Here is a 15,058-nt window from a genome sequence, read left to right on the forward strand (position 1 = left end):
GGCCATGGCGCGCGCACATGACAACCGGCAGGGCTGGGGCCTCGTTGCTCCCGCCCTCATCTGGACGATCGCATTCTTCGTGGTGCCCTTCCTGATGATGCTGGCCTTGAGCTTCGCCAAGATGGAAGGGCGCAGCGTCGTCTCCGGCTTCTTTCCGGACAACTACATCCGCATTTTCACCGAGCCGTCGCTTTTGCGCGGGCTCGTCGTCTCGCTCGAGATCACCGTCACCGTGACCGTGATCTCGATGGTGCTTGCCTATCCGCTCGCCTGGATCATCGCGTTTCGGGTGCCGGAGCGCTGGCAGCGTCTCGTGCTGATCCTCACGATCCTGCCGTTCTGGACGTCTTACGTGGTGCGGTCCTACTCGTGGCTGCTGGTGCTCGGGCAGAACGGGGTGATCAACAAGACGTTGATGGCGCTCGACGTCATCAGTGAGCCCATTTCCATGTCGGCGTCGCGCTTTGCCACCGTCACGGGCTTCGTGCATTTCTTCGTCATGCTTCTGACGCTGACGATCTTCGCCAATTTGAAGCAGCTTTCGCCGAACTACGCCCGCGCTGCACAGGATCTGGGCGCAGGGCGCTTGGCCACGTTCCGGCATGTGATCCTGCCGCTCACGCTGCCCGGCCTGATGACCGGCGCGTTTTTGACCTTCGTGCTCTGCATCGGCGATTACATCACGCCGCAGATCTTGGGCGGCAACAACGAGTTGACCTTGCCGCAGCTCATCATGATGCAGCTCGGCCGGCGCGGTGACTTTCCGATGGCTTCGGCCATGGCCGTTGTGTTGATGGGAATCGTGACGCTCGCCTATCTCTTCAGTGCGCGCTGGCTTCGGATCGACCGGCTATGACGCGCGCCTTGTCCTGGATTTATCTCGCCCTCGCGCTCGGCTTCATCTTCCTGCCGGTCGGCATGCTCGTGCTGTTTTCCTTCCAGGACGGGCGCCTGCCGGTGCCGCCCTTCAACGGGCCGTCGCTCCGCTGGTACGCGGATGTGCTCGGCGACCGGCGGCTCATGTCGGCGCTCGGCAATTCGCTGGTCGTCGCTGCGGTCTCCTCCGCGATCGCGCTTCTTCTCGGGTTTCTCGCGGCTCAGGGACTGGCGCGCTACCGCCTGCCGGGGACACTGCTGATGCGGGTGGTGCTGATCGCGCCCTTTACCGTGAGCTATCTCATCATCGCGCTCGGTCTGCTCACTCTCTACAATCGGACCGGCATCGGCCTGTCGCTTTGGACCGCCGGCGTCGGCCATGTGGTGATCAACCTGCCGCTCTGCTTCGCGATCCTCTACGCGGCGATAGGCGACCACCACCGCAATGCGGAGCGGGCGGCGCGTGATCTTGGTGCGTCCGAGGTGAAGGTGCTTGCGCTCGTGACCGCGCCGATGCTGATGCCGTCGATGCTGGCGGCGTTCTTTCTCTCTTTCACCTTCAGCTGGGACGAGTTCATCATCGCGTTTCTACTGACCCGTTTCGACGTGACGCTGCCGGTGGAAATCTGGTCGCTCTTGCGCTCCGGCTTGACGCCCCGTGCCAATGCGGTGGGCAGCCTCGTCTTCCTCGTGTCCGTCAGCCTGCTCCTTCTTCTGGAGCTCACCGTCTTCCGCAAGGTTCGCCGATGACCGCCGCTCTTTCGATCCAGTCCATCGACATGACGTTCGGCGAGGTTTGGGCGCTGCATGCCGTCGATCTGGAGATCGAGGCTGGCGAGTTCATCGTGCTGCTCGGTCCCTCGGGATGCGGGAAGACGACGCTGCTCTCGATCCTTGGCGGCTTCCTGCAACCGACAAGCGGCAAGGTCATGATCGGCGGGCGCGACATGACGCATGTTCAGCCGAAGGACCGGCCGACAACCACGATGTTTCAGGATTACGCGCTCTTTCCGCATATGAGCCTGATCGACAATGTCGGCTTCGGCCTGAGGATGCGCGGTGTCGGCAAGAAGGCGCGGCATCGCCGTGCCGGCGAACTGCTTGCGCTCGTCGGGCTACCGGATGCCGGGCATCGCCGGCCGCATGAGCTCTCCGGTGGCCAGCGCCAGCGCGTGGCGCTCGCCCGTGCGCTGGCCGTCGATCCGGATGTGCTGCTGCTCGACGAACCGCTCGGCGCGCTCGATCTCAAGCTGCGCCGCCAGATGCAGGACGAGCTGAAGGCGATCCAGCGGCGCGTCGGCACGACCTTCATCCACGTCACGCACGACCAGGAGGAGGCGATGGCGCTTGCCGACCGGATCGTCGTGATGAATGCCGGCCGCATCGAGGATGTCGGCGCGCCGCAGCATATCTACCTCCAACCGCGGACGCTTTTTTCCGCCGCCTTCATGGGCGAGATTAATCGGATAGACGGACAGGGAACCGGCGAAGGCCTCGATACGCCGCTCGGACGCCTGCCGCTTGCGGCGAACGGCAAGACGGCGCTGCTGATCCGGCCGGAAGCGATCGGCGGCAGCGGGGACCTCGCGCTTGGGCCGGCCAAACTCGTCGATGCCGCCTTCTTCGGAACCCATCATCGCTGCCATTATGCGCCGGTTGCCGCGCCCGAGCTCAGGATCGTCGCGCATCTGCCGCAGTCGGCGACACCGATTGAAGGCAGCGTCACCGAGCTTTACGCCGACCACCATGTACTGATTGTGGAGGACCGATGAGCGCGCTGCAACGGGCAAGATCAGAGGACTGGTATCGCATCCGCCCGCTCTCCGATGGGGTGACCTGGATCGACGAGCCGCATATTCTTGAGTTCTTCCGCTGCAATGTCTGGCACGTGCGGGGACGCGACCGCGACATGCTGGTCGATAGTGGCATGGGCGTCGTCTCCTTGCGTGAATGGGTGCCGCTCGTCACCGAGCGCGCGCTGGATGCAGTCGCGAGCCACACGCATTTCGACCATGTCGGCTGCCATCATGAATTCGAGTGCCGGCTCTGCCACGCGGCGGAGGCCAATATTCTGGCCAATCCCGACCGCACCAACACGCTTGCCGCCGACTACGTGACGGACGACATCTTCACGTCGCTGCCGCCCGAGCCCTACAGCTCGGTGCTCTACGACGTGAAGGCGGCGCCCGCGACGCGGATCCTGCAGGAGGGCGACGTGATCGATCTCGGCGACCGCGCCTTCGAGGTGATCCACACGCCAGGCCATTCGCCGGGCGGCATCGCGTTGTTCGAAAAGGCGACGGGCATCCTGTTTTCGGGCGACATCGTCTATGACGGCGAATTGATCGAGGGCCGCACGGCGAAAGATCAGGCGGACTACATCCGCAGCATGGAGCGCCTGCTGACGTTGCCCGTGACAATCGTGCATGGCGGTCATTTCCCCAGCTACTCGGGTGCCCGGCACCGGGACATCATCACCCAATGGCTGAAGACGAAGGAGACGGGCGCATGATCGAACGACGCCAGTTCTATATCGATGGCGCCTGGATCGATCCGGTGACGCCGCGCGACCATCCGGTGATCGATCCGGCCACCGAAGAGCAGATCGGGGTGATCTCGCTCGGCACCGCGGCCGATATCGACCGGGCGGTGGCGGCTGCGAACCGGGCGTTTCCGCTCTGGTCGGCGACATCACCGGCGGAGCGGCGGGCGGCCTGCGAGCGGCTTCTCGCCGTCTACAAGCGCCGATACGACGAGATGGTGGAGACGATCACGCTGGAACTTGGCGCGCCGGCGACCATGTGCCGGGAGCAGCAGGCCGATGTCGGCATCGGCCATCTGGAAGGATTTCTCGCGGCTTTCGACCGGTTGAAGTGGCGCGAGGTTTTGTCGAACGGCGACACGATGCTGCGCGAACCCATCGGCGTCTGCGGGCTGATCACGCCTTGGAACTGGCCGATGAACCAGATCGTTCTGAAGGTGATCCCGGCGCTTCTGACGGGCTGCACGGCGGTTCTCAAACCGTCCGAGCTGACGCCGCTGAATGCCATGCTCTATGCCGAGATGATCCATGAAGCCGGCATTCCGGCCGGGGTCTTCAACCTCGTCAACGGCACCGGGCCGGAGGTTGGCGCGGCCCTCTCGCGCCACTCGGACGTGCAGATGATGTCCTTTACCGGCTCGACGCGGGGTGGAACGGCGGTGGCGCAGGATGCCGCGCCGAGCGTCAAGCGGGTCACGTTGGAGCTTGGTGGCAAATCGCCGAACATCGTCTTCGCGGACGCCGATCTCGCTACCCGCGTTCCGGCGAGCATCCGCGAGGTGTTCAACAACACCGGCCAGAGCTGCGACGCGCCGACCCGCATGCTGGTGGAGCGCAGCGTTTACGATCAGGTCGTGAACCTTGCGCGTGAGACGGCGGAAGCCCAAGAGGTCGGCGATCCGAAGCAGGAAGGCGACCGGATGGGACCGCTCGTCAGCGACACGCAGTTTGGCCGCGTGCAGGCGCTGATCGAGGCCGGTGTCGCCGAAGGCGCACGGCTCGTGGCCGGCGGCCCGGGACGGCCGGCCGGGCTTTCCAAAGGCTATTTTGCGCGGCCGACGATCTTTGCGGATGTCAGCAACGACATGCGCATCGCGCGCGAGGAAATCTTCGGGCCCGTCGTCTGCCTGATCCCGTTCGACACAGAGGAAGAGGCGATCAAGATCGCCAACGACACGCCTTATGGGCTTGCCGCCTATGTGCAGACCGGCAACCGGGAGCGCGCCGAGCGCGTTGCGTCCCGCCTTCGCGCCGGCATGGTTCACATCAATGGCGGGCCGCACCGCTATGGCAGCCCGTTTGGCGGCTACAAGCAGTCCGGCAACGGGCGTGAGGGCGGGCTCCTGGGGCTCGAAGACTTCCTCGAAATCAAGACGCTGCATTTTCCGGAAAGCGCAACCGCATGACGACGCACCGCTTCAACCAGCCGCTCGGCGGCAACGAGATGCCGCGCTTCGGCGGGCCGGTCACCATGATGCGGCTGCCGAGCCAACCCACCGCGGAAGGCCTCGACGCCTGCTTCGTTGGCATTCCGATGGATATCGGCACGTCGAACCGGCCGGGCACGCGCCTCGGTCCGCGTCAGATCCGCGACGAATCCCGAATGCTGCGGCCTTACAACATGGCAACGGGCGCGGCGCCATTCGAGCATCTGCAGGTGGCCGATATCGGCGACGTGCCGATCAACACCTTCGATCTGAAGAAATCTGTCGACATCATCACGGAGTTCTATCGCGGCATCCTTGCCCATGACGTGATCCCGCTGACGCTTGGCGGCGACCACACGCTGACCTGGCCGATCCTGAGGGCGATCAAGGAGAAGCACGGGCCGGTCGCGCTCATCCACGTCGACGCGCATGCCGATATCAACGACGAGATGTTCGGCGAGAAGGTCGCCCATGGCTGTCCGTTCCGCCGCGCCTATGAGGATGGCTGCCTGATCAACGACAAGGTGTTCCAGATCGGCCTGCGCGGCACCGGCTACGGGCCTGCCGATTTCGACTGGGGCCGCGAGCGCGGCTGGCGGGTCGTGCAGGCGGAGGAATGCTGGCACAAATCGCTGACGCCGCTGATGGCCGAAATCCGCGCAATCATCGGCGATGCGCCGGTCTATCTCACCTACGACATCGACAGTCTCGACCCTGCATTCGCGCCGGGCACGGGCACGGTCGAGCCGGGTGGCCTCACGATCTGGCAGGGTCTCGAGATCGTGCGCGGTGCTGCCGGTCTCAATCTCGTCGGCTGCGATCTTGTCGAAGTCTCGCCGCCCTACGATCCTTCAGGCAACACGGCGCTGATCGGCGCAAATCTGCTCTACGAAATGCTGTGCGTCCTGCCGGGTGTCGGCAAGGGCCACGCGGATTGATCCCTGCCTGATTGTTGAACGCCGCCTCGACAAGCGTTGCCGCCGCGCCAGATAGGTGCTGGCAGCAAACGAGGCGACATTCTTGACCGAGCGACGAAGAAGAGAAGGATCCGCGATCCCTTCAAGCCGGCTGTCGCGGCTGTTCAGCATGGGCAGCATTGCGGCCGGCATTGCCGGCAACACGGCTGCCTCGGGTCTGCGGCAGATGGCGTCGGGCCAGCGCCCGCAGCTGTCTTCCATGCTGCTGACGCCCGCAAACGCGATGCGGCTGACCGAGGGCCTGTCGCATATGCGGGGTGCTGCGCTGAAGCTCGGCCAGATGCTGTCGATGGATCCGGGTGTCGTGCTGCCGCCGGAGATGCGTCCATCCTCGCTTCGCTGCAGGCCGATGCGCGCCACATGGCGCCGCACCAGCTGCGCCATGTGCTGGACGCTGAATGGGGCGAGGGCTGGCGGTCCCTTTTTGCCCGGTTCGATGAGGTGCCCTTCGCCGCCGCCTCGATCGGGCAGGTGCACCGGGCGCAGAGCCTCGATGGGCGCGACCTTGCGATCAAGGTGCAATATCCGGGCGTGCGCGATAGCATCGACAGTGACATCGACAACATCGCAAGCCTGTTCCGCCTGCCGGGCCTCGTGCCGCCGGGCATGGACCTTGCGCCGCTTCTCACTGAGGCCAAGCGCCAGCTGCATGACGAGGCCGATTACGAGCGCGAAGCGAGATGGCTCGTGCGCTTCGGCGCGCTTCTGTCCGGCTCGGCCGATTTCCTCGTGCCGGCCCATGTCCCGGAATTCTCCACGCCGCGCGTGCTGGCGATGAGCTTCGTCGAGAGCGTGTCGCTCGATGCGCTGGCGCAGGAGCCCCAAGAGACACGGGACCGGGTCGCCGAGCGGCTGATCGACCTCGTGATGCGCGAACTTTTCGTCTTTCGCGCCATGCAGACCGACCCGAACCTCGCCAATTACCGGTACGAGCCGCAATCGGGTCGCATCGTGCTTCTCGATTTCGGCGCGGTGCGCGCCTTCGATGTGGCCTTGAGCGAGGATTTCCGCGCGCTGCTTTCGGCCGGGCTCGACAATGAGCGCGAGGCGATCCGCACTGCTATGCTGAAGATTGGCTATTTCGGCGAGAAGACGCCCGCCATGCAGCGCGAGCTCATCATCCGCATGTTCCAGACGGCGATGGTGCCGCTTCGCCAGCCGACGCCCTTCGATTTCAAGGCGTCCGACCTCCTGGAGCGCCTGCGCGCCATGGGCCAGACCATCGGCACGGACCGCGACCTGATGCATGTGCCGCCGGCCGAAACGCTGTTCCTGCACCGCAAGATCGGTGGCATGTACCTGCTCGCCGCCAAACTGCGCGCCCGCGCCGATCTCGGCCGCATCGTCGCACCGTACCGGGCGTTCATCGCGCCAGTGTGAGGCTCTAAGAAGCGGGGTTGCACTTGCTCTGCAGCGCGCGAATATCCGCTTCGGTCACGGCGGCGAGTGGGGCGGGGATGCAGAGTTTTTGGGGGCGGCATCGGGGGCGGACGATGGCGATCACCGTTTCCACATCGGGACAGCCGGCATCCGGGCAGGCGAGCTGCGCGACGGACACCGCGGCATCCTCTTCAAGATCGAACACGGCGCGGACCCATGTTTTGATCTGGCGGGCCTGCACGCCTTGCAGGTTGCGCGGCGCGAAAGGGTTGATGAAACGCACCAGGGCCACCTCACACTTGTAACGGTATAACGTAAAATAAATTTGACGAATGAAATAACATAACGTACTGCGCTGTCAATCAACGCCGTGCGCCGGTGTCTCGTCCTTCGGCCAGAAGGCAGGCGTGGCGCTCGGTTGCCTTTTTCGATTGTCACATCATGGAGTATCGCATGAACCGCATCCGCCTCGCCGCCTCCGCCGCCGTGTTTTCTGTGCTTTTCGCTGGTCTCACCGCCATGCCGTCACCGGCCATGGCGTCGGGCACGCATGACCACACCGAAGCCGAAAGCCACGCGGGGCACGACCACGCCCATGGTCACGCGCATGATGCGGATGCCGAGCGCATCTATCATGGCGAGTTCGAGGATGCGGAGGTGCGCGACCGGCCGCTTTCCGATTGGGGCGGCGACTGGCAGTCGGTCTATTCTCTTCTCCAGGATGGCACGCTCGATCCGGTCATGGCGCACAAGGCCGAGACGGGTGACAAGTCGGAGGACGAGTACAAGGCCTATTACGAGACGGGCTATCGCACCGATGTCGACCGGATCGAGATCGGCCGGGACAGCGTCACGTTCCATCGGGGCGAAGCATCCGTTTCGGCGCGCTACGAAAGCGACGGATATGAGATCCTGACCTATGAAGCCGGCAACCGCGGCGTGCGCTTCATCTTCGAAAAGACCGAGGGCGACGCGGATGCCCCGCAATTCATCCAGTTCAGTGACCACCGCATCGCGCCGTCGGCATCCGACCACTACCACCTCTATTGGGGCAATGACCGCGAAGCGCTGCTGTCGGAGGTGACGAACTGGCCAACCTATTATCCGGCAGCTTTGTCGGCCGATGCGATCGTTGCGGAAATGATCGCCCACTGACCTTAGAGCAATTTCGCTGAATTGTTCTAGACGCTCGAAGGCCCCGGCAGCGACTGCCGGGGCCTCTATCATTTTCAGAACAAGCGGTCAGGCCGTTTCGGTCTTGTACCAGTCGAGGATTTCCGAGCCGGTCATCAGCGCCACGTCGGGGTGGCTCAGGATGTGGTCGTAGAGCATTTCGAGATATTTGATCCGGTGCGGTGCGCCGGTGAGATAGGGGTGGATGGAGATCGCCATCACCCGGGCGTTGTCGGCCCCTTCCTGATAGAGCCGGTCGAACTGGTCGACGCCGCGCAGATAGATCTCGTCCGAGCGGTGGCCTTGCACGGCGGTGATGACCACGTCGTTGATCTCGACCGAATAGGGCACGGAGACGATCGGGCCCGAGCGGGTCTGCATCGTCACCGGCTGGTCGTCCAGGCACCAGTCGCAGACATATTCGATGCCGGCTTCGGCCAGGAGATCGAGCGTGTCTTCGGTTTCCGTCAAGCCTGGGCTTTCCCAGCCGCGCGGCGCCTTGCCGGTGAAGGCGCGGATCGCTTCGACCGTGTCGATGATCGACTGCTTCTGGTCCTCGACCTTGTGCATCGGCCGCTGGATATAGCCATGGCCGACGAAATCCCAACCGGCGTCTAGCGCTGCGCGGCAGGCGGGCTCATAGACGCTGAGTGCCGTGCCGTTCACCGCAAAGCTTGCCTTCAGCCCGCGGCTCGACAACGTTTCAAGGAAGCGCCAGAAGCCGACGCGCATGCCGTATTCGTGCCAGGCCCAGTTGGGGATATCCGGCAGGAGCGGCTGGCCCATGGGCGGCGAGAGGACTGCGCGCGGCATGGCGCCGGCGGGCGACCAATTCTCAACATTGACGATCGTCCAGACCGCGACGCGCTTGCCATCGGGCAGCTTCAGTTTCGGACGCTGCGTGATCGGCTCGTAGGGCAGGCGGCCGCGAATGCGCGCCGCATCGATGATCGGATCGGACATGAATGAAGCCTTTCGTGATGGATCAGGCAAAAGCCTTGAAATGCGTCTCGATCTCGTCGGTGGCGAATCCGGCGCCCAGCAGGCAGGCGAGCAGAAGCCGCGCCTTGTGCGGGGGCAGAAGGCCCGCAGGAATCAGGCCGCGACGGATGAGATCCATTTCCGAGCCGGCAAAACCATAGCTGTCTTCGAAAACCGCACCGCCCGGGACCCGGGTCGAAAGCACGACCGGCATCAATCGGGCAAGCGCATCGAGGCGTTCCACGATGGCAGCCGGCACATGGCCTGCGCCCATGGCGGCGATGACCGCACCCTGGAACCCAGCACCGGCAATGGTGTCGATGAGGCGGCCATCGTCGCCGAGCCCGGTCTGGACGATGGCGACCGGCGCTGCTTCCGCGATCGGCAGGGTGGGGCGGGGCGAAGTCACCGGGAGGAGGCGCAGCCGGAAGGTCCGTTCCGTTACGGTGCCGATGGGGCCAAGCCCAGGCGCGGTGAAGGCCGAGGGCAGACCCGTGTCGGATTTCTGCACGTATCGTGCGGCATGGACTTCGTCATTGAGCGCGACCAGCGTGCCGAGCGACTTCGCCTGGGGCGCTGCCGCCACCGTGACGGCGGCGAGCAGATTGGCATGTCCATCGGCGCCGGGCGCGGCTGCGCCCCGCATGGCACCCGTGACGACGATTGCCGGATGGTCCGGGCCGGTCTCGCAGGCGAGATCCAAGAGGAACGACGTTTCGTCGATCGTGTCGGTGCCCTGCACGACGACGACGCCATCGGCCCCGTTCGCGCCAGCCGCCGTGACCATGTCGGCCACGGTCGCCATCTGCGCGAAGGTGAGCGATGCGCCCGGCACGAGAAACGGCGTGACGACATCGATCTCGGCGACATCGACAAGGGCTGGGACGGCGGCGACCAGATCGTCGCCGCTGACCGACGGCGCAATGCCGCCGGATGCCTGCGGCACCATGGTGATGGTGCCGCCGAGCACGATAATGGTGACGCGCGGCATCACTTGCCCTGGGCGTCGGTGCGCCAGAAGATCAGCTTGCGGTCGAGCCATTCGAGCAGAAAGTAGCCGCCGGCACCGATCGCCGCGAGGATCACGATGACGGCGAAGACGCGGTCGATGCGCAGCTGGTTCTTGTAGAGTTCGACGAGGTAGCCGAGGCCTTCGGAAGCGCCGACGAATTCACCGACGATCGCGCCGATGACGGCGAAGGTGAGCGCAGCCTTCACACCGGCGAAGATGACCGGCAATGCATGCGGCAGCGACACCTTGCGGAAGGTCTGCAGCGGCGTGGCCTTGATGGAGCGCATAAGCTTGCGGGCATCTTCCGGTACGCTTTCCAGGCCGACCAGCGTGTTGATCAGCACGGGGAAGAACGAGATCACAACGGCCATGACGACCTTGGAGCTCATGCCGAAGCCGAACCAGGCGATGAAGAGCGGCGCGAAGACGATTTTCGGAATGGCCTGGAAACCGACGACGAACGGGTAGGCAATGCGCTTCGCCGTTGGCCAGACGGCCAATGCGATGCCGAGCGCGAGCCCGATCGAAGTGCCGAGCACGAAGCCGATGAGAATTTCCGTCAGCGTGACGGAGAAGTGGCGCAGGAAGAAGTCCTGCTGCACGAGTGAGATCAGCGCGCCGACGACAGCCGAGAAGGACGGCAGGATGATCGGAGAGACAAGGCCCATGCGCGGCGCGAGTTCCCACGCAGCCAGGATCACCACGATGATCGCCAGCGTATAGAGCTTGTAGCGCAGTTCCTGGTTGGCGTTCTTATAGGGCGATGCGGCCTTCACCGGCTCGGCATCAAGCGTGACTGTCTTGGCCATGGCCGAGGATTCCCCTGACTTTGAAGATAAGATCGGTGAAGGTCTGGCTCTGCATCTGGTCGATCGTGCGCGGGCGCGGCAGCTCGACATCGATGACGCCGGAAACCTTGCCCGGACGGGGCGTCATGACCACGACGCGGTCGGCCATGAAGACGGCCTCGGTGATGTTGTGCGTGACGAAAAGAACGGTGATGCCCGCCGCCTGCGTGATGCGCATCAGCTCCAGGTTCATCGCTTCGCGCGTGAATTCGTCGAGTGCGCCGAACGGTTCGTCCATCAAAAGAACGTCGGGCTCGTAGGTCAGCGTGCGGGCAAGCGAGACGCGCTGCTGCATGCCGCCAGAAAGCTGGCGCGGATAGGCGTTCATGAAATCGCCAAGGCCGACAGCTTCCAGCACGGTGCGCGCCTTCTGACGTGTGGCTTCCGTCTTGGTGCCGAACACTTCCGCCGGCATCAGAACGTTTTCCTCGACTGTGCGCCATGGCAAGAGAACCGCCGTCTGGAACATGAAGCCCACTTGGCGGGACGGCTCGTTGATCGCGCGGCCGTTGAGCGTCGCTTCGCCTTGGGTTGCTGGCAGAAGCCCAGCCACCATGTTCAGCAAGGTCGACTTGCCGCAACCGCTGGGACCGACGAAGGAAATGAACTCGCCCTTGCGGATCGTCAGATCGACGCTTTCGAGCGCGATCACCGGACCGGAATCCAAAGTGAATGTCTTGCCGAGACCTTTGACGTCGATGATGGTTTCGGCAGGCGCCGCTCTTTCGAGCGGCGTCCCGTTGTCGATGCGCGCGGCCATCATTGCGCGGCTTCCACGGCAGCGCGATCGAACTCGTTGGCCGCCTCGATCAGCGAGCTGTCGAGCGCAACCGAGAGATCGACGTCGGTCGGCAACGCGCCTTCTTCCTCGGTGCCCTGGCGCAGGAAGTCGTGATAGGCTTGGAAGCCTTCGAGATAATGCGTGCCGAAGGGCTCCTCGGCGAGTGCGGCCGGCGGGGTCTTCAAACGTCGGGCGACTTCCCAGTTCGGAGCAGCGATCGCTTCGTCCTCGAACTCTTCCGGCCGGATTTCCTTGGCCATGGCGAAGGCGCGCTCGTCATTGGCGGCTGCGTAGACGACACCCTTGGCGACGGCGCGCAGGAAGCCTTCGATCTTGTCCGGATCGCTTGCGAGAAGCTCGGCCGAGACGACGACGCCGTTGGCCGGGAAGTCCTGAGCTTCCTGCGGCAGGATCGTGACCATGTCGATGCCGCGCGACTGGATCGCGGCGATGTCGAAGAGGCTCGACGAATAGGCATCGACCTGGCCGGATTCGAGCGCCTGGACGGTCAGTGCCGAGCCGTCGCCGACGGGGATGAGGCTGACGTCTTCGCCTGTCAGGCCGGCTTCTTCGAGGACGGCGCGCACGAGTGGCACTTCACCGCCTGAGAGATCTGACACGCCGACGCTCCGGCCCTTGAGATCCTGGATCGTCGTGATGCCGGATTCAGCGGTGGCGGCCAGCGTGAAGATGTTCGCGTACTGGTAGGAATAGACCCACTTCAGATCGAAGCCCTGTGCAACGGCGTTGAGGAATGCGCTCGGTGCGGGCAGCGCGGCGTCGGCATTGCCTGCGATGACCTGCTGGATGGCCGCGCTCGATCCGCCGGCGTCCTGGAACGACACTTCCAGGCCTTCCTCGGCGAAGAAGCCCAGTTCGTCGGCGATGTAGAAGGGGTGGAACTGGTTCACGCTCTCGACTGGAAACATGAAGGTGAAGGTTTCCAGATCCTGTGCCGCGGCGAAGGATACGGAAAGCGCAAGCGCTGCGGAAGCGGCGGCGGTGATGCTGACGGCGCGTAGAGTGTGCAACATGGTGATTGATCCTGGCCTCTGGTTTTCGGGTCGATCGCCACGGCTCTGCGTCCGTCTCGTGGAGGCGATCCTGTGCGGGAAAATCCGCTTGTGATCTGACGACTAATATATTAGATCACGGATATCAAGATGATTTTTGGGCATGCATCTTTCACGCCTAGAAATTGAGCGAGGCGCAGCTGATTGCAAACGTCGTGGCTTTGCTGAACAAAAGACCGTCGGACGAGGAGCCGAATTGATGATCGAACTTTCCCAGGAAGAGGCACGGCTGATCAGCCAGCCCATGAGCCGCAAGGACATTGTTCTTGGCCTCATCCGCTCGGCCATCGTCGACGGACGGCTGCCTGCAGGGATTAAGCTCGATCAGAACGAAATCGCCGCCACGCTCGGCGTCAGCCGTATGCCTGTTCGTGAGGCACTCAAGCAGCTGCAGGCCGAGGGGCTCGTGGTCGTCTACCCCTACCGCGGTGTCGAAGTGGCCAGGCTCGACCCGGCCGATATCCGCGAAATGTTTGCCATTCGCGGCTCACTGGAACGTCTTGCGGTCGGCAAGGCGCTGGAAAATCTGCGCCCGAAGGATTTCCGGGGCATGCGCGAGACGCTGGAGGCGATGGACCGGCTGATTGACGACGAGAACGCGAACGACAGCTGGCCGGAGCTCAACCGCAAATTCCACGCCGCAATCAACGATGCCTGCGGCTGGCCGCGCCTCCTCGAAACCATCGATCAGTTCCGCTCGAACGTCGAACGTTATGTGCGGCTCTATATCTCGGTGCGCGGGCGCGAACAGTCGCAGCGCGAGCACTGGGATCTGCTGACGGCTTGCGAGCGCAATGATGTCGCGAAAGCGCAGGAAGTCATCGAGGCCCATTCGCGCAACACGGCGGAATATCTGATCAGCGCGATCGAGATGTCGGAAGCTCAGGCGCGCCGTCAGCCGGCAAATCGTTCCGCAGCCGAAGCTCTCCGCGGCAAGGCCTAGACCTTTTTACAAACACCAGGGTGACATGTGACAGACACGAGCGAAAACCGCGCGCGCCGGATCGATATCCATGCGCATTATTTTCCGGAACGCTACATCGCGGCGCTCGAAACCGAGGGCTGCAAGTGCGGTGCCTGTGTGCGGCGCGATCCGCGCGGCACGATCATCGATGTCGGTCCGCTGCATGCGGGGCCGCTGGAGAAGCGCTTCACCGATCTCGACATGCGCATCGCCGACATGGATCGCCAGGGTGTCGACATCCAGGCGCTGTCGCTCACCCAGCCGATGGTCTATTTCGCCGATGCGCCGGTGGCGCGGGCGCTGTCCGTTGCCTTCAACGATTCGCTTGTGGAAGCGCATGAGCAGTTTCCCGATCGGCTTGTCGGCCTTGCGATGATCCCGGCAAATCATGCGGAAGAAGCGCTCGCCGAATTGGAGCGCGTCAAGGATGCGCCCGGCATGTGCGGCGTTTATATGGGCACGGCGATCGGCGACTGGGATCTGTCGGATGAGCGGCTGCTGCCCGTATTCGAGCGCATTGAAGCGATGGGCTGGCCGATCTTCCTGCATCCCCTGAAGGTCATCGGCATGACGGATCGGCTGAAGCCGTATTTTCTGTCCAACCTGCTCGGCAATCCGTTCGATACGGCTGTCGCCGCTGCGCATCTCATCTTCGGCGGCGTCATGGATCGCTTTCCGAAGCTCGACATCGTTCTGCCGCATGCGGGCGGCGCGTTCTCGTTTCTTGCAGGACGTCTGAACCACGGTTGGGCGATGGGACGGCCTGAACTGAAGCACATGGAAAACGGCGCGCTCAGCTACCTCAAGCGCTTCCACTATGACACGATTTCCCATTCCGACGCCGGTCTGTCCTTCCTGGTCGATCAGGTCGGCGCCGACCGGATCATGCTCGGTTCGGATTATTGCTTCGATATGGGGCACGATGCGCCCGTCGATGTCGTCGACCGGCAGCAGTCCCTGTCGGACGCCGATCGTCAAGCGGTGCTCGGTGGCACGGCCGAGAGCCTGTTGAAGCTCAAATAAA

General features: G+C 63.8%; 16 protein-coding genes. 10 read left to right on the forward strand and 6 right to left on the reverse strand.

All coding sequences use genetic code 11. The features are described 5' to 3' along the window. Nucleotides 1-4: 4 nt before the first annotated feature. The 7 genes from D5400_RS06865 to D5400_RS06895 all read left to right on the forward strand — a co-directional run bounded on the left by D5400_RS06865 (nucleotide 5) and on the right by D5400_RS06895 (nucleotide 7,202). Complete coding sequence (locus D5400_RS06865; RefSeq protein WP_126008912.1) at nucleotides 5-856, forward strand: ABC transporter permease; 852 nt, start codon at nucleotides 5-7, stop codon at nucleotides 854-856. Continuing rightward, nucleotides 853-1,626, forward strand: a complete 774-nt coding sequence (locus D5400_RS06870) for an ABC transporter permease (protein WP_126008914.1) — start codon at nucleotides 853-855, stop codon at nucleotides 1,624-1,626. The genes D5400_RS06865 and D5400_RS06870 overlap by 4 nt, the downstream gene beginning before the upstream one ends. Continuing rightward, nucleotides 1,623-2,648 (forward strand): ABC transporter ATP-binding protein, encoded by a 1,026-nt coding sequence (locus D5400_RS06875; RefSeq protein ID WP_126008916.1) that lies wholly within the window; start codon nucleotides 1,623-1,625, stop codon nucleotides 2,646-2,648. The genes D5400_RS06870 and D5400_RS06875 overlap by 4 nt, the downstream gene beginning before the upstream one ends. After that, nucleotides 2,645-3,388: an MBL fold metallo-hydrolase gene (locus tag D5400_RS06880; protein ID WP_126008918.1), complete on the forward strand. Its 744-nt coding sequence runs from the start codon at nucleotides 2,645-2,647 to the stop codon at nucleotides 3,386-3,388. Before D5400_RS06875 ends, D5400_RS06880 begins: the two co-directional genes overlap by 4 nt. After that, nucleotides 3,385-4,824 (forward strand): aldehyde dehydrogenase family protein, encoded by a 1,440-nt coding sequence (locus D5400_RS06885; RefSeq protein WP_126008920.1) that lies wholly within the window; start codon nucleotides 3,385-3,387, stop codon nucleotides 4,822-4,824. The genes D5400_RS06880 and D5400_RS06885 overlap by 4 nt, the downstream gene beginning before the upstream one ends. Beyond that, a complete protein-coding gene (speB, locus tag D5400_RS06890) occupies nucleotides 4,821-5,783 on the forward strand; it encodes an agmatinase (protein WP_126008922.1) in 963 nt (320 codons plus the stop codon). The genes D5400_RS06885 and speB overlap by 4 nt, the downstream gene beginning before the upstream one ends. A 399-nt stretch (nucleotides 5,784-6,182) precedes the next feature. Further along, nucleotides 6,183-7,202 (forward strand): ABC1 kinase family protein, encoded by a 1,020-nt coding sequence (locus D5400_RS06895; protein WP_342635461.1) that lies wholly within the window; start codon nucleotides 6,183-6,185, stop codon nucleotides 7,200-7,202. A gap of 4 nt (nucleotides 7,203-7,206) precedes the next feature. On the opposite strand, the gene D5400_RS06900 is transcribed toward D5400_RS06895, so the two are convergent. Continuing rightward, nucleotides 7,207-7,485 carry a nitrate reductase gene (locus D5400_RS06900; RefSeq protein WP_126008924.1) on the reverse strand — a complete coding sequence of 93 codons (279 nt, stop codon included), beginning with the start codon at nucleotides 7,483-7,485 and terminating at the stop codon, nucleotides 7,207-7,209. A 170-nt stretch (nucleotides 7,486-7,655) separates the two neighbouring features. Between D5400_RS06900 and D5400_RS06905 the strand changes: the two genes are divergently transcribed. After that, nucleotides 7,656-8,357, forward strand: a complete 702-nt coding sequence (locus D5400_RS06905; RefSeq protein WP_126008926.1) for a ZinT family metal-binding protein — start codon at nucleotides 7,656-7,658, stop codon at nucleotides 8,355-8,357. An 87-nt stretch (nucleotides 8,358-8,444) separates the two neighbouring features. Here the strand turns inward: D5400_RS06905 and D5400_RS06910 are convergent, their stop codons facing one another. From D5400_RS06910 to D5400_RS06930, 5 genes are read right to left on the reverse strand one after another with little or no spacing between them, the layout of a single operon-like run. Beyond that, nucleotides 8,445-9,338 carry a polysaccharide deacetylase family protein gene (locus tag D5400_RS06910; protein ID WP_126008928.1) on the reverse strand — a complete coding sequence of 298 codons (894 nt, stop codon included), beginning with the start codon at nucleotides 9,336-9,338 and terminating at the stop codon, nucleotides 8,445-8,447. Between the two features lie 22 nt (nucleotides 9,339-9,360). Beyond that, a complete protein-coding gene (locus tag D5400_RS06915) occupies nucleotides 9,361-10,347 on the reverse strand; it encodes an asparaginase (protein WP_126008930.1) in 987 nt (328 codons plus the stop codon). Continuing rightward, nucleotides 10,347-11,177, reverse strand: coding sequence for an ABC transporter permease (locus tag D5400_RS06920; protein WP_164527816.1), 831 nt, complete (start codon nucleotides 11,175-11,177; stop codon nucleotides 10,347-10,349). Before D5400_RS06920 ends, D5400_RS06915 begins: the two co-directional genes overlap by 1 nt. Beyond that, nucleotides 11,155-11,979: an ABC transporter ATP-binding protein gene (locus tag D5400_RS06925; protein WP_245451465.1), complete on the reverse strand. Its 825-nt coding sequence runs from the start codon at nucleotides 11,977-11,979 to the stop codon at nucleotides 11,155-11,157. The genes D5400_RS06920 and D5400_RS06925 overlap by 23 nt, the downstream gene beginning before the upstream one ends. Next, nucleotides 11,976-13,031, reverse strand: coding sequence for an ABC transporter substrate-binding protein (locus tag D5400_RS06930; RefSeq protein ID WP_126008934.1), 1,056 nt, complete (start codon nucleotides 13,029-13,031; stop codon nucleotides 11,976-11,978). Before D5400_RS06930 ends, D5400_RS06925 begins: the two co-directional genes overlap by 4 nt. A gap of 238 nt (nucleotides 13,032-13,269) precedes the next feature. On the opposite strand from D5400_RS06930, the gene D5400_RS06935 reads away from it, so the two are divergent. Then, entirely contained in the window at nucleotides 13,270-14,013 is a 744-nt protein-coding gene (locus D5400_RS06935; protein ID WP_164527817.1) for a GntR family transcriptional regulator, read from the forward strand. A gap of 27 nt (nucleotides 14,014-14,040) precedes the next feature. After that, entirely contained in the window at nucleotides 14,041-15,057 is a 1,017-nt protein-coding gene (locus D5400_RS06940) for an amidohydrolase family protein (protein ID WP_205665531.1), read from the forward strand. Nucleotide 15,058 lies beyond the last annotated feature (1 nt).

The sequence above is a fragment of the Georhizobium profundi genome, assembly GCF_003952725.1.
GTDB classification, from domain to species: domain Bacteria; phylum Pseudomonadota; class Alphaproteobacteria; order Rhizobiales; family Rhizobiaceae; genus Georhizobium; species Georhizobium profundi.